The organism is Pseudomonas sp. JAI115, assembly GCF_014200835.1.
GTDB lineage: Bacteria > Pseudomonadota > Gammaproteobacteria > Pseudomonadales > Pseudomonadaceae > Aquipseudomonas > Aquipseudomonas putida_A.
Map to the genome: position 1 here is coordinate 1 of NZ_JACHCY010000010.1, position 22337 is coordinate 22337.

At 59.4% G+C, this 22337-nt stretch carries 23 protein-coding genes; 10 read left to right on the forward strand and 13 right to left on the reverse strand.

Going from position 1 to position 22337, the window contains the following annotated elements; translation table 11 throughout:
* Window positions 1–114 precede the first annotated feature (114 nt).
* The 4 genes from HDC30_RS20340 to hmgA all read right to left on the reverse strand — a co-directional run bounded on the left by HDC30_RS20340 (window position 115) and on the right by hmgA (window position 4903).
* A complete protein-coding gene (locus tag HDC30_RS20340) occupies window positions 115–1485 on the reverse strand; it encodes an aromatic acid/H+ symport family MFS transporter (protein WP_183784611.1) in 1371 nt (456 codons plus the stop codon).
* 157 nt (window positions 1486–1642) lie between these two features.
* Complete coding sequence (gene maiA, locus HDC30_RS20345) at window positions 1643–2278, reverse strand: maleylacetoacetate isomerase (RefSeq protein WP_047597787.1); 636 nt, start codon at window positions 2276–2278, stop codon at window positions 1643–1645.
* Window positions 2279–2290: 12 nt separating this feature from the next.
* Window positions 2291–3595 carry a fumarylacetoacetase gene (gene fahA, locus HDC30_RS20350; RefSeq protein WP_183784613.1) on the reverse strand — a complete coding sequence of 435 codons (1305 nt, stop codon included), beginning with the start codon at window positions 3593–3595 and terminating at the stop codon, window positions 2291–2293.
* Between the two features lie 3 nt (window positions 3596–3598).
* Window positions 3599–4903: a homogentisate 1,2-dioxygenase gene (gene hmgA, locus HDC30_RS20355; RefSeq protein WP_183784615.1), complete on the reverse strand. Its 1305-nt coding sequence runs from the start codon at window positions 4901–4903 to the stop codon at window positions 3599–3601.
* A gap of 165 nt (window positions 4904–5068) precedes the next feature.
* Here hmgA and HDC30_RS20360 point away from each other — a divergent pair, with 165 nt between their 5' ends.
* Entirely contained in the window at window positions 5069–5854 is a 786-nt protein-coding gene (locus HDC30_RS20360; protein ID WP_183784617.1) for an IclR family transcriptional regulator, read from the forward strand.
* Window positions 5855–5884: 30 nt separating this feature from the next.
* Here the strand turns inward: HDC30_RS20360 and HDC30_RS20365 are convergent, their stop codons facing one another.
* The 6 genes from HDC30_RS20365 to HDC30_RS20390 form a co-directional block, all read right to left on the reverse strand.
* A complete protein-coding gene (locus HDC30_RS20365; protein ID WP_183784619.1) occupies window positions 5885–9367 on the reverse strand; it encodes a dermonecrotic toxin domain-containing protein in 3483 nt (1160 codons plus the stop codon).
* A 601-nt stretch (window positions 9368–9968) separates the two neighbouring features.
* Window positions 9969–10880: an SDR family oxidoreductase gene (locus HDC30_RS20370; protein WP_007968066.1), complete on the reverse strand. Its 912-nt coding sequence runs from the start codon at window positions 10878–10880 to the stop codon at window positions 9969–9971.
* Between the two features lie 201 nt (window positions 10881–11081).
* Window positions 11082–11984, reverse strand: a complete 903-nt coding sequence (locus HDC30_RS20375) for an alpha/beta fold hydrolase (RefSeq protein ID WP_183784621.1) — start codon at window positions 11982–11984, stop codon at window positions 11082–11084.
* On the reverse strand, window positions 11984–12766 hold the full coding sequence (locus HDC30_RS20380) for a class II aldolase/adducin family protein (protein ID WP_096795378.1): 783 nt from the start codon (window positions 12764–12766) through the stop codon (window positions 11984–11986). The genes HDC30_RS20375 and HDC30_RS20380 overlap by 1 nt, the downstream gene beginning before the upstream one ends.
* Before the next feature lie 131 nt (window positions 12767–12897).
* Entirely contained in the window at window positions 12898–13584 is a 687-nt protein-coding gene (locus HDC30_RS20385; protein WP_027610877.1) for an LrgB family protein, read from the reverse strand.
* Entirely contained in the window at window positions 13574–13960 is a 387-nt protein-coding gene (locus HDC30_RS20390) for a CidA/LrgA family protein (RefSeq protein ID WP_027610876.1), read from the reverse strand. The genes HDC30_RS20385 and HDC30_RS20390 overlap by 11 nt, the downstream gene beginning before the upstream one ends.
* A gap of 94 nt (window positions 13961–14054) precedes the next feature.
* Here HDC30_RS20390 and HDC30_RS20395 point away from each other — a divergent pair, with 94 nt between their 5' ends.
* Window positions 14055–14942, forward strand: a complete 888-nt coding sequence (locus HDC30_RS20395) for a LysR family transcriptional regulator (protein WP_098967241.1) — start codon at window positions 14055–14057, stop codon at window positions 14940–14942.
* Here the strand turns inward: HDC30_RS20395 and HDC30_RS20400 are convergent.
* Window positions 14932–15387 carry a flavodoxin gene (locus tag HDC30_RS20400; RefSeq protein WP_150370289.1) on the reverse strand — a complete coding sequence of 152 codons (456 nt, stop codon included), beginning with the start codon at window positions 15385–15387 and terminating at the stop codon, window positions 14932–14934. The genes HDC30_RS20395 and HDC30_RS20400 overlap by 11 nt on opposite strands.
* Window positions 15388–15539: 152 nt before the next feature.
* Between HDC30_RS20400 and HDC30_RS20405 the strand changes: the two genes are divergently transcribed.
* Window positions 15540–16016 (forward strand): PAS domain-containing protein, encoded by a 477-nt coding sequence (locus tag HDC30_RS20405; RefSeq protein ID WP_027610873.1) that lies wholly within the window; start codon window positions 15540–15542, stop codon window positions 16014–16016.
* 55 nt (window positions 16017–16071) lie between these two features.
* Complete coding sequence (locus HDC30_RS20410) at window positions 16072–16677, forward strand: hypothetical protein (RefSeq protein WP_027610872.1); 606 nt, start codon at window positions 16072–16074, stop codon at window positions 16675–16677.
* 3 nt (window positions 16678–16680) lie between these two features.
* Here HDC30_RS20410 and HDC30_RS20415 read toward each other — a convergent pair whose 3' ends face one another.
* Complete coding sequence (locus HDC30_RS20415) at window positions 16681–17640, reverse strand: MerR family transcriptional regulator (protein WP_096795375.1); 960 nt, start codon at window positions 17638–17640, stop codon at window positions 16681–16683.
* Between the two features lie 212 nt (window positions 17641–17852).
* Here HDC30_RS20415 and HDC30_RS20420 point away from each other — a divergent pair, with 212 nt between their 5' ends.
* The 6 genes from HDC30_RS20420 (at window position 17853) to HDC30_RS20445 (ending at window position 20986) form a co-directional block, all read left to right on the forward strand.
* Window positions 17853–18422 carry an antibiotic biosynthesis monooxygenase gene (locus HDC30_RS20420; protein WP_183784623.1) on the forward strand — a complete coding sequence of 190 codons (570 nt, stop codon included), beginning with the start codon at window positions 17853–17855 and terminating at the stop codon, window positions 18420–18422.
* Between the two features lie 175 nt (window positions 18423–18597).
* A complete protein-coding gene (folM, locus tag HDC30_RS20425) occupies window positions 18598–19308 on the forward strand; it encodes a dihydromonapterin reductase (RefSeq protein WP_027610869.1) in 711 nt (236 codons plus the stop codon).
* Window positions 19309–19329: 21 nt separating this feature from the next.
* Window positions 19330–19890, forward strand: a complete 561-nt coding sequence (folE, locus tag HDC30_RS20430; RefSeq protein ID WP_183784625.1) for a GTP cyclohydrolase I FolE — start codon at window positions 19330–19332, stop codon at window positions 19888–19890.
* Complete coding sequence (folX, locus tag HDC30_RS20435) at window positions 19891–20262, forward strand: dihydroneopterin triphosphate 2'-epimerase (protein ID WP_007968040.1); 372 nt, start codon at window positions 19891–19893, stop codon at window positions 20260–20262.
* 96 nt (window positions 20263–20358) lie between these two features.
* On the forward strand, window positions 20359–20655 hold the full coding sequence (locus HDC30_RS20440) for a DUF1244 domain-containing protein (protein WP_150370287.1): 297 nt from the start codon (window positions 20359–20361) through the stop codon (window positions 20653–20655).
* Entirely contained in the window at window positions 20648–20986 is a 339-nt protein-coding gene (locus tag HDC30_RS20445) for a HopJ type III effector protein (protein ID WP_183784627.1), read from the forward strand. The genes HDC30_RS20440 and HDC30_RS20445 overlap by 8 nt, the downstream gene beginning before the upstream one ends.
* Before the next feature lie 182 nt (window positions 20987–21168).
* On the opposite strand, the gene trxB is transcribed toward HDC30_RS20445, so the two are convergent.
* Window positions 21169–22131, reverse strand: a complete 963-nt coding sequence (gene trxB / locus HDC30_RS20450; RefSeq protein WP_003221727.1) for a thioredoxin-disulfide reductase — start codon at window positions 22129–22131, stop codon at window positions 21169–21171.
* Window positions 22132–22337: the final 206 nt, after the last annotated feature.

Sequence of the window (22337 nt, forward strand, 5' to 3'; positions counted from 1 at the left end):
TCTCCCACGGTCTGTACTGGTCAGAGTCAGAATCGAGTCTGTAGTCCCGCCCACCCCTTCAAGTCTAAACATACAAGCGAGCCTGCTCGCGAAGCAGGCGCCTCGGTTTATCCTTTAAACCGCGTTATCGTTCTTCGCGAGCAAGCTCGCTCCCACATTGGATTGCGGGCTGTCAGAGGGCGAGCGCACCTGGATGATTAGCAGCGCCGCAATGACCGCCGGTATCGCGCAGAAGAAGAAAATCTGCGTCACCGGAATGTGCATCGCCAGCAGCATGCTGCCGAACAACGGCCCGAGGATCGAACCGAAGCGCCCTACCCCCAACGCCCAGCCCGTGCCCGTGGCCCGCACATGCGCTGGGTAGAAGTTGCTGGCGAAGGCGTTCAGCGTCAGTTGCCCACCGATGATGCAGAACCCGGCGGCAAACACGCAGGCCACCAGATAGCGTGGATTGTCGTGGTTCAAACCCAGCAGAATCGTGCACAGCGCCGCCCCTGTCAGCACCGCGCAGAGCAGCCGCACCTTGCGTTTCAAACGGTCGGCGAACCAGGCCATGCACACCGCGCCCAAGGTACCGGCGAACAGGAACATCGAGGTCACCAGGTTGGCTTCATTGAGTTTCAGACCGCTTTCCAGCAACAGCGTCGGCAGCCAGCTGATCATGAAATACAGCAGAATCAGGCTGACAAAAAACGTCGCCCAGATCAGCAGGGTCGGGCGCGCATAACCGTTGCGGAACAGCTCGACCACGGTCAGCTTGCTGCCCTGCTCGCGCTCGTTCTGTTCAACGGTCGCGGCCGGCGGTTGCCAGTCCGGCAGCATTCGCGCGGTGACTTTGCGCAGACGCGCATAGGGCGGTGCATCGCGCAGCAGACGCGGCAGCGATTCTGGCAGCATCCACCACAGGAACGGGAACAGCAGCAACGGCGTGACACCACCGGCAAGGAACACCGCTTGCCAGCCAAAGCGGTCGATGAAGCCAGCGGCGACAAAACCACCCGCCGCACCGCCAAACGAAAACCCACAAGCGGCCAGCGTGACCATCAAGGTGCGCAGACGCGGCGGTGAATATTCCGACATCAAGGCCATGGCACTGGGCATCGCCCCGCCCATGCCGATACCGCAGATGAAGCGCGCGATCATCAAGGTGTTCAGAGAATCGGCGAACACCATCAACACCGTCAGGCTGGCGTAGATCAGCACGCAGGCGAGCAGGATTCGCCGTACGCCGAAGCGATCGGCCAGCGGCGTCACCGCAAGAGAACCGAGGGTCAGACCCAACAGGTTGGCGCTGAAAACCGGCCCGAAGGCGGCTTTCTCCAGCCCCCAATCCTGAGCCAGGGCCGGCACCACGTAACCGAGCACCTGGGCGTCATAACCGTCGGTGACCAGCAACAAGGCGAGCAGGATCAGGAGCAACCACTGATAGCGGGACACAGGACGGGCGTCGAGTGCCGCGCGGAAGCTGGCAATCTGGTTGTGCATCGCAAGGTACCTGTTTTGTTTTTATGATTTTTGTGTACGGCGCTGATCCCTTGTAGGAGTGAGCCTGCTCGCGATAGCGGTGTGTCAGTCAACATCCCCGTATCTGACACTCCGCCATCGCGAGCAGGCTCACTCCTACAGTGGGCAGTGTGGCGCTTTAAGGGGTATCCGGTTGATTGGCCGGATGCGCCTTGATGAACGCCGGATGCTCAGCCGCCAGCGCCGCCACTCGACAAATCCGCGGGTAAGCCTGCAGCGAAACACCGAAGCGCTCGGCCGCATACAACTGCGGAATCAGATAGACATCCGCCACGCACGGCCACTCACCGAAACAGAAACCGCTGTCACCGATCAACTGCTCGACAGTCGCCAGCCCCTGACTGATCCAGTGCGCGATCCACTCCACCACCTGCGGCTCTTCGTGGCCCAGCTGACGCAGGCGATTGAGCACGCTGACGTTGTGCAGCGGATGCACGTCGCAGCCGATCACCGCTGCGACGCCGCGCACATGAGCGCGGGCAGCGAGGTCTTCGGGCAGCAATGGCAGCTGCGGATAACGTTCTTCCAGGTACTCGATGATCGCCGGCGACTGAATCAGCAACTCGCCGTCATCGGTACGCAGGGCCGGCACCCGACCCTGCGGATTGATCGCCAGATACGCCGCCTGCCGATGCTCGCCCCCGGACGGCGCGATCAGGTTGACCGGCAGTGCGGTGTAGTCGAGCCCTTTCAGCGCCAGGGCGATACGTACCCGGTATGACGAGGTCGAGCGGTAATAGGTATAGAGATCCATGACCCGCTCCTGTCAGCGCGCCGCCAGCACTTTGCCACGGCATTCGCCGAAGCCGATCGAGGCAAAACCGTCTCGGGCGCAACGCGCGCGCAGAATGATTTCGTCGCCGTCTTCGAGGAATTTGCGCACTTCGCCGGAGGCCAGTTCGATCGGCTTTTTACCGCCCTCGGTGATTTCCAGCAGGCTGCCGAACTGACCGCTTTGCGGACCGGACAAGGTGCCCGAACCGAACAGGTCACCGGCCTGCAACTGGCAACCGTTGACGCTGTGGTGCGCGACCATTTGTGCGACGGTCCAGTACATGTAGCGAGTGTTGCTCAGGGTCAGGCGATGGGCCGGCAGATTCTGTTCGCGCATGGCTTCGGTGAGCAGCAGCACTTCCAGTTCGATGTCGAAAGCACCGCCATCCTGATCACGCTTGTCGAACAGATAGGGCAGCGGCTGCGGATCGCCTTCCGGGCGCGCAGGTTGCGCCGTGCGGAATGGCTCCAGCGCTTCGGCGGTCACCACCCATGGCGAGACACTGGTGATGAAACTCTTGGAGAGGAACGGGCCCAGCGGCTGGTACTCCCAGGCCTGGATATCGCGGGCCGACCAGTCATTGAGCAGGCAGAAACCGGCGATGTGTTCGGCGGCGTCACCGATCGCAATCGGCTCGCCCATTTCGTTGCCCTGACCGATCCAGATGCCCAGTTCCAGTTCGTAGTCCAGTCGTGCGCACGGGCCGAAGGTCGGCTCGCTGGCACCGGCCGGCAGGGTCTGGCCTTTCGGGCGGCGCACGTCGGTACCAGAAGCGCGCACGGTGGAGGCGCGACCGTGATAACCGATCGGCACGTGCTTGTAGTTGGGCAGCAGTGGGTTGTCCGGACGGAACAGTTTGCCGACGTTCTGCGCGTGCTCGATGCCGACGTAGAAGTCGGTGTAATCGCTGATGCGCGCCGGCAGGTGCATCTGGCAATCGGCAGCCAGTGGCAGCAGTTTTGCGCCTTGGGCTTCGATGGCGCCGCGATGAGTGCTGCCATCGCCGAACAATTCCAGCAAGCGGCTGCGCAAGGCTACGCGGGCTTCACGACCGAGGTCGAAGAACGCATTCAGCACGCCGCCGTGCATGGCTTCGACCGCGCTGCGTGCCGGGCCGTCGAACAGGCCGGCTTCATGCGCCACCTGCAGATCGAAAATATGTTCACCGATCGCCACGCCCGCGCGCGGCGCCGAGCCGCCAGTGCTGAACACGCCCAGCGGCAGGTTCTGCAGCGGGAAATCCGCGTGGCCATTGGCCGAAGCAACCCAGCTGCGGGTGATGGAAGTCTGAGTCATGGGTTATCTCCGGGTCGGGTCGAACGTGGCGGGCAGCGTGGCCCAGCAGGCGTCGTATGTGGATTGCAGTTGCGGGCAGTCGAGGGCGAAGCGGCTTGGGCGCAGTACCTGACTGGTCTCGAACATGAAGGCCATGGTGTTGTCGATCTTCGCCGGTTTGAGTTCCGCGTTGATCGCTTTGGTGCAGGTTTCGCCATCCGGGCCGTGGGCGCTCATGCAGCTGTGCAGCGACGCACCGCCGGGCACGAAACCTTCAGCCTTGGCGTCGTACTCGCCGTGGATCAGGCCCATGAATTCGTTCATCAGGTTGCGATGGAACCACGGCGGACGGAAGGTGTTCTCGGCGACCATCCAGCGTGGCGGGAAGATCACGAAGTCGAGGTTGGCCAGACCGTGCACGCTGGTCGGCGAGGTCAGCACGGTGAAGATCGACGGATCCGGGTGATCGAAGCTCACGGTGCCGATGGTGTTGAAACGGCGCAGATCATATTTGTACGGCACGTTGTTGCCGTGCCAGGCGACCACGTTCAACGGCGAATGATCGAGCTCGGTGCCCCACAACTGGCCGAGGAATTTCTGCACCAGCGTCGTCGGCTGCTGCAGGTTTTCGTAAGACGCGACCGGCACGAGGAAATCCCGTGGATTGGCCAGGCCGTTGCTGCCGATTGGCCCCAGGTCCGGCAGGCGCAGCGGCGCGCCGTGGTTCTCGGCAACGTAACCGCGCGCCTGCGGATCAAGCAGCTCGACGCGGAATTTCAGGCCACGCGGCAGCACAGCAATTTCCAGCGGCGCGACTTCGAGCACGCCGAGTTCGGTGGCAATTCGCAGCCGCCCCAGTTGCGGCACCAACAGCAGTTCGCCGTCGGCGTTGTAGAACACCCGCTCCATCGAGCGATTCGCGCAATAGTTATAGATGCTGATGCCGGCCGGTTTTTCCGCTGCCGAGTTGGCCACCATGCCGACCAGACCGTCGATGAAATCAGTCGGCTCGGCCGGGATATCCAGAGGATTCCAGCGCAGGCGATTGGGCGTCACTTCACCCAACGGGCCGCCGGCCAGTTGCCGCTCCAGTTTGACGAACGCCGGGTGATTGGCCGACGGCTGAATCCGGTACATCCAGGTACGCCGGGCTTCACTGCGGGTCATGGTAAACGCAGTGCCGGAGAGCAATTCGGTATAGAGGCCGTACGGGGCTTTTTGCGGGGAGTTCTGGCCGATGGGCAAGGCGCCGGGCAACGCTTCACTGCTGAATTCGTTGCCGAAACCGGACTGGTACGCCAGCTCCGACGCGTTTGAATCGAGGTTCATGGAGCCTCCTGAACAGGGAGTCGGCAGTGGCCCATCGCTCTGGCTCAGAGCTTTGCGCACGCCGGGGTTGTTGTTATCGTAATTCGATTACGCATAACGTAATTTGCTCACTATCCAGCGTCAAGCTATAAAGACGCCCATTCGTTTTCGGATCCCGGCCGCACCATGGAAAAAACCAGCGACAGCAACTGCAAACAGAAAGTCCGCTCCGCCGAGGTCGGCACTGACATCCTCAAGGCGTTGGCCGAGTTATCGCCCTCTACCTCACTATCGCGATTGGCCGAACATGTGCAGATGCCGGCGAGCAAGGTGCACCGCTATCTCCAGGCACTGATCGCCAGTGGTTTTGCCGAGCAGAACGCCGCCACCAACCATTACGGACTCGGCCGTGAAGCGTTGCGTGTAGGCCTCGCTGCGCTGAACAGTATGGACGTGCTGAAAGTCGCCGCCCTGCCCCTGTCCGAGTTGCGCGATGAACTGAACGAAACCTGTTTTCTGGCGGTGTGGGGCAATCAGGGCGCGACCGTGGTGCACATCGAACCGGCGGTGCGCGCGGTGACGGTGGTGACGCAACTGGGTTCGGTGTTGCCGTTACTCAGCTCGTCCACCGGGCTGGTGTTCAGTGCCTTTCTGCCGCATCGGGAAACCGATGAGTTGCGCGAGCAGGAAATCGCCGTCGCCGGCCATCCACTGGCCGATCAAAATGCCTACAGCGGTTTGTGCGAGCAGATCCGCGAACGCGGTCTGCATCATGTGCACGGCTTGTTGATGCCAGGTGTGGACGCGTTGTCAGCCCCGGTGTTCAACGCAGTCGGGCAGATCGCCGCGGTGCTGACCATCGTCGGCCCGACTTCACTGTTCCACGCTGATGAAGACGGCCCGGCGGCGCAGCGGTTACTGGCGGCGTCGCGGGCCGTGAGCTGGCGCATGGGGTATGAGCAAGCCGGTTGAGTCAGGCGATCTCCAGGCGCCAGCCCGGGATCAGCGCACGATGGTCTGGCTGATGCCGGTTACCCGATCCTTCATCAATTCAGTGAAGAAATCGATCAACTGTTGATCTGCCGCTTTATGACCCGCCGCCTCGGCGACGAATTGCGCCGCCGACCGTGCATCATCGACCAGACCGAGAAACGATCGTTGAACGTTGGTCACCTGCTTGATCACCTCTGCGCTCGCACCGGCTGTGGCCGCCTGGCCGAGCGTAAATAGTCCGATCAACGCGTCCGCGCCGTATCCCAGTGCCGCCGAGTAGTCACCTCGCCGTTGCGCCTGGGCTCCGTCGTAGACACTTTTCATCATCTGCACCGCAACGGCCACGGAGCCAATAGGCGGCACGGCGAGACTGATGACATTCACCACTTTGATCAGGCCATCGTAAACCAGTCCCGCGATAACCTCCTTCAAACTGGTGGTTCGCTCATCGATATCGCTCAATGCGCGACGCACTCTCCGATCATGGAACGTGAAGAGGTTGTTCAACTTGGCGCGTTCTTGCGTCTTGACCGGAGGCAGGGGTTTCCCGCTTGCGGCAAGATCGTCAAAATAATCATTGATTACTTTTTGATCGACGATTGCAACCCGGTCAAAGTAGTAATCGCGCATCGGTCCATATTGGAAACGAATGGATGGAATGAAATCGTTGATGGGTCGATAGGCAACGCCATCCGGCGCATCGGGCGTATATAACCAGTCGTGGAACTGGCCGAGAACGTTCATCCGCAGGATGTAGACACCCGCAACCGTACGATCCCTCGACTTGGTCAAGCCTTTTTTCCCGATATTGAATTCGTAAAGACCTTCATCACCTTCTGCGGACGAATCATTGATCGGGTAGTGATAGACATCCTCTTTCAAATTCCCGACAACCCGTTGTAGCGCTAAAAAAATGTCAGACCCAAACCTGCCATCGATGTAGTTGGAGAGCAGATCGTAATGCATCTGACAGCGAATTTTTTTTGCGTGAACGGCGCGCTTGAATGCATAGCCAGGATGCTTCCCGTCCAGATAGTCGGTATTGAGCATTTCCGTATACCTGTCACCAGGACGGAATGTTTTCGATAACGAGGACAGATCGCGAATATCCAGTTGATCGATCGCCGGATGGCCGTCCGTCAAAAAATACCTCGGGTCATACTTGCTCGGATAAGCCGGATTGGCAGCTTCAAACGATAGCCCTTCGATGAGCAGATCCGTTACGCTTTTCTGAAAATCGTCAGTCTGGACAATAATCTGATCGGGATTGATCTCGACATTTCGTCCTCGCGAACGCAACAGACTTTCAAGGTTCTGCTTTACCGCATCGTGGGTAAAGCGTTCGAAAGAAGGGAACGCATTGTCCCTTGCCTCTACGGTGGAGAGCGCTTTCAGTTCGGTATTCAATCGAGCGTAACGTTTGCGCGGCTCAATTCCGAGATAGCGGTAAGGCGCAGGCGCAATGGTCTTGTGTAACGCCAGCTCAGACTGAAAAGCGAGATTGACGTCATTGAGCAACGGCGCTGTGCCATTGGGGAAAAGATCCGAGTATTGAGTATCCAGCTTGTACAGATAATGGGTGGAGTGACGGCTGACACCGCGCAACGATCCGGCTTCGTGCAAATAGTCCGGATGAATCAATGACGCCGCGTATTGACGATCAGCGGTCATGGCCGATTCAAACCATTTGTTCAGAGCGAATACATCCGCAAACGTCATGAAAACGGATTTGCCTGCAGGTGTTATCAGATAAACAAGATAGTTCCGAGTCTCCGGTGCCCGAAAAACCATCACACCTTTCAAGGCGGGCCCTGGAATCTGCAGGCTCAGTCTCAATCCGCGAATAGACACCGAAAGGTCACCTGCCAACGCCCTTTCAATGACCTTCGCTTCGGTTTCACTGAAAACGCCCGAATGGCGCGCAACGAAAAGCGCGAACTCGATGTTGCTGTGCAAGTGGTCGCGATACGCCTGTGCAAACTCCGGCGATGGATCAGTTGGAAGACTGGATACGAACTGCGAGCGCAAGTTGATGTTGCTCAACCATTGCTCAAGTGCAGCAGCGGACAGCCTGCTGCCGGACGGCAGCCCGGTGATGCTGATTTCGGCTTTATACCCCTCGTCATGCAGACCGAAGATGATGAATTCCGTCAGGGTCCGGTTATCGACCTGCTCTAGGGTGCGGCCCCCCAGTTGCATCTTGTGGACGCTGCGCACCTTTATAGTCTCGGCTTCCAGTTGCTCGCCCAACGCGCTCATCGCCCACTCGGAAAAACAACGCAAGACATAATCTTTAAACGAGAAACACCTGTCGAAAACCACCCGGTAGTCAGAGTGATATTTCTCCATCGAGCGCTCAAGCTCGACGTAACGCTGCTGAAGAGCGTTACCACCGTTCTTCAGCCAGAGTGGCCATTCGGTCCGCTTGAGTTCTGCCTGCACTTGATCGAATCGACGACCGATGTCAGTACGCATCACCGACAACACCTGATTGTCCTGCAATACCCGGCTGAACGCTTGAGTCTGGCCCTTGCGATCGCGCATCAGACTTGCAAGCGTATCGAGTTGTCCCTTCAAGTAAGCGTCGACACAATGAGCAGACACACTTTGCGTGGCTTTAGGGAAAGCGATTTTGCTACCGGACGCCGATACACGCGCCAGCAGCGTTGCGTGCGCGTCGATATTCCTGGCGAAGTATTCAAAGCCGTTGCCTGGCGTGTGAATGACATAACCGGTGGACTCATTGAGCAGTTTCATTTGCGGATCCGCCCGCATCGCATTATCGAGGACAAACCCCGGAACAAGCGAAGTGCGAGAGTCGGATTCAGCACTCACCACAACGCTATAAGCGCCGGCGCCGTTTTCCAGGTTCAACAAATAGCAATAGCGCGTCGCCATGCCATGATCCAGAAATCCCGCCATGGCTTTTAAAGAAAGCTCCGCTGTCAGCACAACGTTATAAGCCTGCTGCAAGGCCTGTTTATTTGTCAGTCCGGTATTTTCAGTTGTTGCGACTTTTACGGGGGCCGCCCAATATTTGCCTATCTCCGAACGCAGGCTGCTCTCCATGTTTCGCAGCGTATAAGTAATAGCCTCCTCAGCCTCGATAATACTGAAGCCCTTGACTCTCATCTCTTCGCCAACGGTATCGGGCAGGTGAAAGACACCGTCCCCGCCGCCAGCCAGATAGCTCGGCGCCACATTATTATCAAGACAATGAAGCAATACCTCAGACAGTTTCCCCGAAGGACGACGTTCAATCTCATTGGACTGATCGGTAATATTTATATAAACATTATCGATATTGATATTCTTCTGCCGCTGCTGCAATTCTTGCTGCAATGCCTGCCGAGCAATCTGCCGAACTGTCGGGATCGCCTCAACAATAGCGAACAAATCATTCTGCGCGGCAGCGACCTTTGCCCACTCAGCCCTCCAGGTTACTTCTGCACCTTCAGAACCTCGCATCAAGCTTTTGTATAACTTATCCATATTCAAGTCCTATCTTTCAAGTTCAGTGAACGCAACCCCGCATCACTGCGATAGCGAAAGATAGTTTTATTTTCGACAAACAAGAAGCGCCAGTTCATTTCAACAAATATAGATTACAAGGTATTAACCGAAATAAAAAAACCACCTGTAAAAAATGACAAATTCACAAACAAATAATCCGCACAAAACTTTATACAAAGTAACTAACTCAACCATCCAGAATAGACAGCGAAGCGATATATTTCCGGGCGCGAACACTTTGCGCAGTCCGTGCAGGATCCTGTGGCGCGATCAAGACTGTTGCACGCCCCGTAACAGTGCATGTCCGGAATCGCTATTTTTCCTTCGGGTTCAAGTGCTTATTCTGAGCGGGCTTTCAGGCAGACGCCGCAAAGCACCAAGCCTTGGCTGCTGAGCAACTCGCGCCAGCGCTGACCGATTTCAGATGAGTCGATGCTTCGATTGATCGCCCCGGTGTTCACTGACGTTGATTTGTAGCTCCTTGATCCAACGTCTTACCTTGGCCGCTGCGTTTGCAGCGGCCTTTTTTATGGGCGAAGGCATTACCGACGGGATCGGTATTTGCGGGGCGTGGCAAACGTTACAGCGAATACTTCTGCAAATTCGCCATCATTTCCTTCAGCGCTTCAATGTTGTCCTTCGGATGCGCCGCGCCTTCGAAATCGCAGATCTGCTGCCAGTGCGCCGCGACATCTTCCGGGGAGAAGCCGCTGCGGGGATCGAAGCCAGCACCGAGGCTGCGTTCCCAGCGCACCTTGCCCATCCAGCCGCCACCGACTTCAAACAGGCCGGACGTTTCCTGGCACTGTTCACTGGCCAGGTACACCACCAGCGGGCTGACCAGCTCCGGTTTGAGCTGTTCGAACACCTGCGGCGGGATCAGGCCTTCGGTCATGCGCGTGCCGCCGGTAGGCGCGATGGCATTGACCAGAATATTGTTCTTGCGACCTTCGATGGCCAGGGTACGGGTCAGGCCGTAGAGGCCGAGTTTGGCCATGCCGTAGTTGGACTGGCCAAAGTTGCCGTAGATGCCCGAGGTCGAGGCGGTGAAGATCACCCTTCCGTAGTTTTGCTCGCGCAAGTGCGGCCACGCGGCGCGGGTCACTTTGTAGGCGCCTTCGACGTGGACGCGGTAGACCAGATCCCAGTCGGCGTCGTCCATCTTGTGAAAGGTCTTGTCGCGCAGAATCCCGGCGTTGTTCACCACCACGTCGACACGGCCAAAGGCGTCGAGGGCGTTTTGCACCAGTTTGTCGCCGTCGGTGACCGAGTCATGGTTGGCCTCGGCGATGCCGCCGGCTTCGCGAATTTCCGCCACCACACGGTCGGCGGCGGAGGCGTTGGCCCCTTCGCCCTGGGTCGAGCCGCCGAGGTCGTTGACCAGCACTTTGGCACCGTGCCGGGCGAACAGCAAAGCGTGCGCTCGCCCCAGGCCACCACCGGCGCCGGTGACGATCACGACTTTATCTTCGAAACGTACGGACTCATTCATCGCAGGAACTCCAGCAGGCCAGTATTGAGTCCGAGTGTCAGGCACAGGGCTTTGGGTCACAACGAATACGGCTGAGGCTGAATGGTGCGCGATAAGGGTGAGGGATGATGAGGGCGTCAAAAGATCAAAAGATCGCAGCCTGCGGCAGCTCCTACAGAAGATCGGTATAGGAGCTGCCGCAGGCTGCGATCTTTTGATCTTTCAGGAGCATGCGACCTTGCGCGGCGGCAACTCCAGGCGCTCACGAAACGCCAGGTAATGCTTGAGCAACTGCACCGGCGCTTCGATCTGCGGATAGTGGCCGATACCTGACAGTAGCACCGTATCGGCGTCGGCAATCAGTTCGCGGTAACGTTCGACCATGTGCGCACCGGAAACCGGGTCAACTTCGCCATCAATCACCCGTAGCGGGATTTCATCACGCTGCATGGCCGCCACCCAGCGGTCGCGCTGCACACGGCGCTCGGGGATGTAGCCGATCAGTTTGTGCAGGATGCGCGGCCCGCGATGGGTCTCGATCAGGCTCCAGAAATCATCCAGTTCACTTTCACTGGGGCCGGTCTGCGGACCGAAGATCTGCCGGAAACTTTTCACCAGTGCATCACGGCTGAACGCCCGGCCGATCATCCAGCCCAGCGGGCTGAGCAGCAGCTTTTGCATCAGCACCGGGCGATGGGTTTCGGGGAACAGCCCGCCATTGAGAAAGACACAACTGGCCACCTCGATCCGGTTTTCGTAATGCCGGGCGAGCAACTCCTGGGCAACGCTGTCGCCGTAATCGTGGGCCAGCACATGCACAGCTTGCTCGACCTGAAGATGCGCAAGCAGCGCCTGTTGCAGGTCGGCCTGTTCCAGCAGGCTGTAGCGGTGATTCAACGGTTTGGCCGAGTCACCGAAACCGAGCATGTCACAGGCGATCACCCGATAACGCTGGGCCAGTGGCTGCCACAGGTAGTGCCAGTCCCAACTGGCCGTCGGGAAACCGTGGATCAGCAGCAGCGGCTCACCCTGCCCCGCCGTCCAGTAACGGATCGACTGGCCGCGAAAGACAAATGTCCGGCTGCGTTTGCGCCAGACACACAGAGGAATCTCGGCAAGAGGCATCAGAGTTTATATCCGGGGTCTTGTTTATCGAGTTTGCGCAGCAACGCCGGCCAGGCCAGCGCGCCACCCATGCCTTGAGCACTTTTGGTGACGCCGGCGATCATCGCTTTGGCGCCCGCCAGGATCTGCGGTTCGATGGCGATCAGTTCAGCAGCGCCGGTCTGCGCCATGACCTGAATATCGCAGGCGCGCTGGAAGGTGAACATCATCAGAAAAGTGTCGGCGATGGTGCCGCCACAGGTCAACAGACCGTGGTTGTGCAGCATCAGGAAATTGTTCTCGCCAAGGTCCGCCTGCAAGCGCGCCTTCTCTTCATGATTCAGCGCCACGCCTTCATAGGCGTGATAGGCCAGGCTCGACAGCACGAACAGCGATTGCTGGCTGATCGGCAACACACCCTGTTTTTGCGCTGAAACGGCCACACCGGAGGCGGTGTGGGTGTGCAGCACGCAAACCACATCGTGCCGCACTTCGTGCACGGCGCTGTGGATGGTGTAACCGGCGGGATTGATTTCGTATGGACTGTCCATGAGCTTGTGGCCGGCCTGATCGACTTTGACCAGGCTGGATGCGGTGATCTCATGGAACATCAACCCGAACGGGTTGATCAGGAAGTCTTCGGTGCCCGGGACCTTGGCGGAAATATGGGTGAAGATCAGGTCGTCCCAGCCATGCAACGCTACCAGCCGATAACAGGCGGCGAGATCGACCCGGGTCTGCCATTCCGCGGCACTGACCTGGTCTTTGACATCAAGGGACAATTGGACGGGGGCTACGCTCACTGTATGCACCTCTGCGTTCTTATTGTTCTGCACGTACGAGCAGTCTAGTCAGGCGCAGAGGATCGCGTAGTTGCATTGCCAGCCAGCTTGATGACTGAGCGGGTCAGCCAGGCAAACACCTTGGATCCATGTCAAAGCAACGACGCCAACAAAGGTGCGGCGAACAGATTGAGCAGCCCGGTCAGCACCATCACCAGCCCCGCAACCGAGCCTTCCTCACCACCCACTTCATGCGCCCGACTGACGCCTGCGCCGTGCGCGCCAACCCCGAACAACGCGCCGCGCGCCAACGCACTGCGCAACGGCAGCCACTTGAGCAATACGCCGCCGAGCATCGCGCCGAACACACCGGTAAACATCACGAACACGGCAGTCAGTTCCGGCACGCCACCGAGATCCTGCGCCAGCGGCATGGCGAACGGCGTGGTGATCGAGCGCGGTACCAGCGACATCGTCACCGAGCTATCCAGCGCCAACGCCTTGGCCAGGCCGAACGACGTAGCGATCGACGCCGCGCTGCCGGCGAGCATACCCAACAGCAGCGCTGACCAGTGCCGCACCAGCAGACGCCGCTGCTGCCAGATCGGCACGGCGAAGGCGACCGTCACCGGCCCGAGCACCAGCATCAACCAATGGGTGTTGCTGGCGTATTCGGCATAGGCGGTGTGCAGCGGCACGGCGAGCGCCAGCAGCAGTGCCGGCACCAGAATCAGCGGCGACAGCAAGTAACGCCCGGTGCGCCGGTAAATCCAGCGACTGAACAGGTACGCCAACAGGGTAAAGGCGAGCCAGAACATCGGCATCCATTCAAGCTTCATGGGACCGCCTCAGGCGCACGGCCAGCTCCACGGTGAAGGCTGTCACCAGCATCACCATCAGGGTGCTGGCGCCGATCACCAGCAAAATCCGCCAGCCGTCATCGCGCAACAGCGCGCCGTAATCGAGCAGACTCATCAGCGCCGGAATAAAGAACAGCAGCATCTCGGCCATCAGCAATCCAGCACCCAGTTGCAGCGCCGCCGGTTTGACCCAGCCAAACGCGAATGCCAGCAGCAATAGGGCCATGCCGATCACGCCGCCGGGAATCGGCCAGGCCAGCCACGCGGCGATCTGGCAGCCGAGCAGGTAGAGACCGAGCAACACGGCCAGTTCTGCGAATAGACGGGACAGGTATTTGAGGGATGCGGCGTTCATGATGGGCTCCTTACAGGGGCTTATTTTACGAAGCGGCCTGTCATCCCAGAAGCGAATTGTTAGACTCAGTCCTATTCCACAATGGAATCGGATGATGGAATTCAAACAGCTGCGCAGTTTTGTCGAAGTCATGCACCAGGGCGGCTTCACCCAGGCAGCGAAAACCCTGCACATCAGCCAGTCGGCGGTGAGCAAGCAAGTCGCGCAACTGGAGCAGAGCCTCGGCACGCCGCTGCTCGAACGACTCGGCTCGCAATTGCGCTTGACCGCCGCGGGCAGCGTGGTGCTGCAGCGCGCCGAGGGCATGTTGCGCCTGCGCAATGAATTGCTCAGCGAACTGGATGATCTGAGCCAACTGGCACGCGGCGAATTGCGCCTCGGTCTGCCGCTGCTGGGCAGTGATGCACTGTTCGCCGGGTTGTTCGCCGAGTATCGCCGGCGCTATCCGAACATCAGCATTCAATTGCTTGAAGGCGGCAGCCGCAATGTCGAGCAAGCGGTGCTCAGCGGCGAACTGGAGTTAGGCGGGAGCCTGCTGCCGAAAGATCCGCAGTTCGATTTCCAGCCGTTCTGCGATGAGAAACTCGATGCGTTATTGCCGGTGGATCATCCGTTGGCGGGGCGCGGCGAGATTGGCCTTGAGGAATTGGCCGACACGCCGTTCCTGTTGTATCAGCGCAGCTTCGTGCTCAATGACCGTTTACTGCAGGCCTGCCAGCAACTGGGCTTTACCCCGAAAGAAGGCGGGCGCAGCGGGCAGGCGGATTTTCTCGTGGCACTGGTGGCCGCCGGGCAAGGCGTGGTGCTGCTGCCCAGCGTGGTGGCCCGGGCACTGGAGCGTCCGGGCGTGGTGCGCCTGACCTTGCGCGCGCCAGATTATTTGCGCTGGGACATCGCCTTCATCTGGCGCCGGGGCGCCTATCTGTCGAAAGCCGCGCAGGCCTGGCTGGCTCTGCTGCGTGAGCGCGCGATCAGCCCTTGAGCGTGGCGATCAATTGCGCCAGCCATGGCTCGGCGTCGGTTTCCGGGGTCACGCTTTCGCTGGCGTCCAGATGCAGCATCTCCTGCACTTCGCGCACGCCCAGTTCGGCGAACAACTCACGCATCAGTTCGCCGCCGCCACAGAACGTATCGCCGTAACTGGCATCGCCCAAACCGATCACCGCGCCCGGCAAACCGCGCCACGCGGCTGGCAACTGGTCGCGAATCGCCGAATACAACGGCTGCAGGTTATCCGGCAATTCGCCCATGCCGGTGGTAGACGTCACCGCGAGAAACGCTTCAGGTGCGAACGCCTGGATATTCGCCAGGCTGGCGCGCGGGTTGTAGAAGGTTTCAAAACCGGCGTCTTTCAGCAGGTTCTGCGCGTGACGGGCGACTTCTTCGGCCGTGCCGTATACCGAGCCGGAGAGGATGGCGACTTTCATCAATCTGATCCTGAAGCTGAAAAAAAGAGCGGCGATAGTAGCAGTCTGACGCAAAAGCCGCGATCCAGCCCCGATTCGCCGTGATAGCCAGTAGACAGCGGCGTTGGAACTTCTAGAATGCCAGCCATTATCGACACTGAAAGGATTCATTGATGATCAACGCCAGTCTGCTGCAAATGGTGATCAACGCGTCGAACGATGGAATCGTGGTGGCCGAAAAGGAAGGCGAGCAGGACAACATCCTGATTTACGTGAACCCGGCCTTCGAACGCCTGACCGGTTACAGCAGTGAAGAGATACTTTATCAGGACTGCCGCTTTCTGCAGTCAGGAGACCGCGATCAAGCCGGTCTGTCGCTGATTCGCGACACCTTGCACAACGGCGGGGCGTGCCGGGAAATCCTGCGCAACTATCGCAAGGATGGCACCCCGTTCTGGAACGAACTGTCGCTTTCGACGGTGAAAAACGCTGATGACGGCCAGACTTATTTCGTCGGTGTGCAGAAAGATGTCACGGTTCAGGTCAAGGCGCAGCAACGCGTTGCACAACTGGAAGCACAAGTTGCCGCCTTGCAAGCCGAACTCGCCGCCCTGAAAGCGACGAACGGCGCAAACAAAACTGCGAACTAAGTGTCAGTAACTACAATCACCAATGACTTTGTAACTATTTCTTTCGAGCCAGGCCATGCAACGCGACGCACTCCTGACCCAGGATGAGCTGGATTTCATCCAGACCATGCAGCACAACCCGCAGCTCAATGTGCGGGATGCGACGTCGAGCCTGTTGGTCAATGGAGGTTCGCAGATCCGTGACCTGCTCACGCGCCTGGCGGCTCACGAGCAAGTGACCATTCAGGCCAATTTCGAAAATCAGCAAATGACCTTTCCGCTGCACCTGGTGGAAGACGAATTCCACGCGTTGCACCTGCGCCTGGGCGTGCCGAGCATTTACGAAGACGGGCCGATGATTCGCCCATGGCGCCTGACTCTCGAAGAGCCGGTCGCGCTGGAAAATGCCAAAGGGCAACCGGGCATGATGTGGGTGCACGAGGTGTCGCACAAAGGCGTGCTGCTGGAAATGCGCAACAAGACCAAACCGCCCAAGCATTTCGCGCTGTGGTTCAGCCCTTCAGGTTACGAGCGGATTTCCCTGCGCGGCAACTTCGAGCGCGAAACCGAGCACGGCTTCTACGCCTACGAGCTGAGCCAGACCGACGCCGATGAAACCGAACGGCTGCGCCAGTTCATCCTGCAACAACACCGTCTGACCCACCCCGCCCTGCACACCTGATATTCAGGTATCCAGCGTACCTGCGAGAAATTGCGTCATGCGCTGACGCATCGTCGCTCCTTCATTGCCCAGACAACCGATCGACGATCCGGCCAGACTGTCCTGTGCCAGATCGGCAGCGTCGCCGGCGAGCATTACCTGACAGTCGAGACTCAAGGCCAGTCGATTCAGACGGCGCGGCAAATCCGCGGTGGGGGCATGGTTGGAAAACAGCACCAGCGCCTGCGGCTTGATCCGCTCGCACACCAGCGCCAACTCATCGAATGGCTGGCCGGTGGTCAGCACCCGCACGCCCGCATCATTGCCGCTGAGAAACAACGCGGCAACCAGTAACTCAAGCTCGCGGCATTGGCCGGCCAGCGCGCTGACAATCACTTTGCGCGGCTGGGTGCCGCGCAGCGCGACGATCCGCTGCAACACCCGCGCCCGCAGGAACCCGTCGAAAAACAGCCACTCGCTGGTCTGCCCGAAAGCATCCTGGCGCTGCAACATCTGCAGCCACAAAGGCATGAGAATGTTCTGAAACACCACCGGCAGCGAGTAGGACGAGAAGATCTGGTTGTAAACCTGATCCAGCGCGCGGTCGTCGAACGAACTGACGGCCAATTGCACCTGCTGCTGCCATTGCGCGTAATCGGCCTGGACCAGATCATCGGGGATGATATGGGCCAAGGCTTTCAGCGGCTCGGTCCTCGCCAGGATCTTGCCGACCTTGCTCACGGCAACGCCGCGATCAATCCAGTCGACAATGCTGCGCACGCGCTCGATTTCGGTCATCGAATACAACCGGTGCCCGCTTTCGGTGCGCGTCGGCTGGATCAAACCGTAGCGGCGCTCCCATGCACGCAGCGTTACCGGGTTGACGCCGGTCAGCCGCGACACCTCCCGAATAGGGAACAACTCTTCGCGCTCAAGTGCGACAGAGGCCTGCGAGGCAGGGTTAGCGTCCGTGATAACAGCCATGGTGCTGGTGTGTCCGCTCGGTAAATTTGGATCCCATTCTACATCCGATGCCCTCTGTCGGTTCAACCCAATAAACAGAGACGAAAGTCTCTGAAACTGTCATCAAAATCGGGAATAATCCTTGCTTGTTGAAAAGCGCAGACCCCTACCCCGGTTTGCGCAATGCGAAACCTCCTACCCGGAGCGCCGCACTCGAAATATGGAGATACACAATGTCTACTTCCCCCGTCACGCTGATGGTTGCGCGTCGCGTCGCCGACGGCCGCTATCAGGACCTGATTGCCTGGCTGCGCGAAGGCGAACAACTGGCCACTGACTTTCCCGGTTACCTGGGTTCCGGCGTGCTCGCTCCGCCACCCGGTGACAACGAATTCCAGATCATTTTCCGCTTCGTCGACGAGCAGACCCTGCACGCCTGGGAGCACTCGGTCTCGCGTACGGCGTGGCTGGCGCGGGGCAGCGATCTGTTCGAGCATCCCAAGGAGCATCGGGTCAGCGGCATCGAGGGCTGGTTCGGCGCTGCCGGTCAACGGCCACCACGCTGGAAACAGGCCGTGGCGATCTGGCTGGCGTTCTTCCCGGTGTCGCTGCTGTTCAACTTTGTCCTCGGACCGCTGCTCGGCGGGATGAGCCTGCTGCCGCGGGTATTGATCAGCACGGCGTGCCTGACGCCCTTGATGGTGTATTTCTTTATTCCGTTGTCGACGCGGTTGCTGGCCAACTGGTTGAACGCTGTGCCTGCGCGACCTTTGCCTGCAACACCCTCTACGCAGAATCGATGATCTCTGTGTGGGAGCGAGCCCGCTCGCGAATATGGACTGACATTCAACATTGATGTCGACTGAGACACCGCATTCGCGAGCAGGCTCGCTCCCACAGGTATTGGTAAGGCCGACAATAGGTGCATGGCTCATGTCGCTGTTATAGTTTTTGCTCCAACCGCGACGCGAGCCGTTCATGTCCAAATCCTCCGCCCCGATCCTCATCACCGGTGCCGGCCAGCGTGTCGGTCTGCACTGCGCACAGCGTTTGCTTGAAGACGGCCATCGGGTCATCTTCACCTACCGCAGCGAACGTCCGGGCGTACAAGCCCTGCGTGATCTGGGCGCTGTCGCGGTGTTCGCGGACTTCTCCAGCGAAGCCACCATCCTCGCCTTCATCGATGAACTGAAAACCCACACCGACTGCCTGCGCGCCATCGTCCACAACGCCTCCGAATGGCTGGCGGAAACCCCGGGCAGTGAAGCCGAGGCCTTCTCGCGCATGCTCAACGTGCACATGCTCGCGCCGTATCTGATCAACCTGCACTGCGCCGACCTGCTCAAAGGCTCGACCCCGGCCGACATCATCCACATCAGCGACGACGTCACGCGCAAGGGCAGCAGCAAACACATCGGTTATTGCGCCAGCAAAGCCGGGCTCGACAGCCTGACCCTGTCCTTCGCCGCGCGCTACGCGCCGGCAATCAAAGTCAACGGCATCGCGCCGGCCCTGCTATTGTTCAATCCCGACGACGACGCGGCGTACCGCGCCAGGGCGCTGGCCAAATCCGCGCTGGGCATCGAACCCGGCAGCGAAGTGATCTACCAGAGCCTGCGCTATCTGCTCGACAACCCCTATGTCACCGGCACGACCCTGACCGTCAACGGCGGACGGCACGTCAAATAAGCTGCTGCGCGAGGATCTCCCATGACCCGTTCCCTGCCCGAGAATTACCGCGAGATCCTCATCGGCCTCGGCGAAGACCCCGACCGCGAAGGTCTGCTCGATACCCCGGTGCGCGCGGCCAAGGCCATGCAATACCTGTGTCACGGCTATGAACAGAGTGTGGATCAGATCGTCAACGGCGCGCTGTTTGCCTCCGACAGCGACGAGATGATCATCGTCGCCGACATCGAGCTCTACTCGTTGTGCGAACATCACCTGCTGCCCTTCATCGGCAAGGCCCATGTGGCTTATATTCCGACAGGCAAGGTGCTGGAGCTGTCGAAGATCGCGCGGCTGGTGGACATGTTCGCCCGGCGCCTGCAGATTCAGGAAAACCTCACCCGGCAGATTGCCGATGCGGTGCAACAGGTCACCGATGCCGCCGGCGTCGCGGTGGTCATCGAGGCCCGGCACATGTGCATGATGATGCGCGGTGTCGAGAAACAGAATTCGACCATGAACACCTCGGTCATGCTCGGCGCCTTTCGCGACTCGAGCAACACCCGCCAGGAGTTCCTGCAATTGATTGGACGGAGCAAGTAAATGTCACAACTTCAACCGGGAATGGCGCGCATCCGGGTCAAGGATCTGCGCTTGCGCACCTTTATCGGGATCAACGAGGACGAGATCCTCAACAAGCAGGATGTGCTGATCAATCTCACGATCCTGTACGCGGCGCAGGAAGCGGTGCGCGACAACGACATCGATCACGCGCTGAATTACCGCACCATCACCAAGGCGATCATCGCCCACGTCGAGGGCAATCGGTTTGCGCTGCTCGAACGCCTGACCCAAGAACTGCTGGATCTGGTGATGACTCATGCTGCAGTGCTGTACGCCGAAGTCGAAGTCGACAAGCCGCATGCGCTGCGTTTTGCCGAGTCGGTGTCAATAACGCTTGCAGCGAGCCGCTAGCTTCAAGCTTCAAGCGGCAAGCTGTAAACTTCGTATCAACGCCACCCATCTTGCAGCTTGAAGCTCGTCGCTTGAAGCTGTCTCGCAGAGACTCCCATGACCGAGCAACAACGCCTCGAACTCGAAGCCGCCGCCTTCCGCCGGTTGGTCGCCCATCTGGACAGCCGCAAGGACGTGCAGAACATCGACCTGATGAACCTCGCCGGATTCTGCCGCAACTGCCTGTCCAAATGGTACAAGGCTGCCGCCGATGACCGTCAGATCGAGATCAGCCTCGACGACGCCCGTGAAGTGGTTTACGGCATGCCTTACGCCGAGTGGAAAGCCCAATACCAGCAAGAAGCCAGCGCCGAACAACAGGCGGCGTTCGCCAAAGGAAAACCCAATGAGTGATCTGAACACCCTGCGCGCCAGCCTCAAAAGCGGCGAACACGCTTTCGCCGACACCCTGGCTTTCATCGCCGCCGGTTACGACTACCAGCCTCAGGCGTTCAACAACGGTGGCGTGGAAAACGCCGCCGGGCAGAACGAAGGTTCGTGCAAGACCCTGGGTCTGGCGCTACTGGAAGGCTTGAGCGATGAAGAAGCGCTGCTGGCATTCGGCGAGCATTACCGCTCGGTGGTGGCGACGCCTGAAGGCAGCGACCACGGCAATATTCGCGCGCTGATCCAGCACGGTCTGGCGGGTGTGAAGTTCGAAGCACAGCCGCTGACCCGTCGCTGATTTCCATAGCCAACGCCGTCCCCTGTGGGAGCGGGCTTGCTCGCGAAGGCGCCGTGCCAGGCGACTTTTCTTTGTCTGACACACCGCTTTCGCGAGCAAGCCCGCTCCCACAGGGTTATGCGATGTAGCGGAAATACGGGCATAAAAAAACCGGCCGAAGCCGGTTTTTTTGTGCCTGCGATTTAGAACGAAGCGTTCTGCAGACCGTCCAGGTAACGCTCGGTGTCCAGTGCTGCCATGCAGCCGGCGCCGGCCGAGGTGATGGCCTGACGGTAAACGTGGTCAGCCACGTCACCGGCAGCAAAGATGCCTTCAACGCTGGTGGCAGTGGCGTTGCCGTCACGGCCGCCCTGCACTACCAGATAACCGTCTTTCAGGGTCAACTGGCCTTCGAACAGCGAAGTGTTCGGGGTATGGCCAATGGCGATGAACACGCCGTCGACTTTGATCTCGTCGAAGCTGCCGTCGTTGTTCTTGAGGCGCGCACCGGTCACGCCCATGTTGTCGCCCAGCACTTCGTCGAGGTTGGCGTTCAACTTGAGGATGATCTTGCCTTCGGCCACGCGGGCGTTGAGCTTGTCGATCAGGATCTTCTCGGCGCGGAAGGTTTCGCGACGGTGGATCAGGGTCACGGTGCTGGCGATGTTAGCCAGGTACAGCGCCTCTTCAACAGCGGTGTTGCCGCCGCCGACCACAGCCACTGGCTTGTTGCGGTAGAAGAAACCGTCGCAGGTCGCGCAGGCCGAAACGCCTTTGCCCATGAACGCTTCTTCCGACGGCAGGCCCAGGTAGCGAGCGCTGGCACCGGTAGCGATGATCAGGGCGTCGCAGGTGTAAGTCGCGCTGTCGCCGGTCAGGGTGTACGGCTTGGCAGCGAAGTCCACGGCGTTGATGTGATCGAAAACGATCTCGGTTTCAAAACGCTCGGCGTGCTCGCGCATCCGCTCCATCAGGGCCGGACCGGTCAGGCCGTGCACGTCGCCCGGCCAGTTGTCGACTTCGGTGGTGGTGGTCAATTGACCGCCGGCCTGCATGCCGGTAATCAGCAGTGGCTTGAGGTTGGCACGGGCGGCGTAGACCGCAGCGCTGTAACCGGCAGGGCCGGAACCGAGAATAATCACTCGCGAATGACGGACTTCAGACATGACCTGCTCCTGTTGACCGGGCCGAAACACTGGCGCGGAACGCCGGACTGCCGGCGGGAATAAAAAAGGACTGTGGATAACCTTGGGGAAGGCATGAGCTCGACAGTCCTGTAAAAAGTTGGGTGCAGCGTATCGAGGGGGGCAAGATTAAGGAAATACGGATTAACAATCCAGCTCATAGGTGGTCTCTATACGCAGACTCCGAC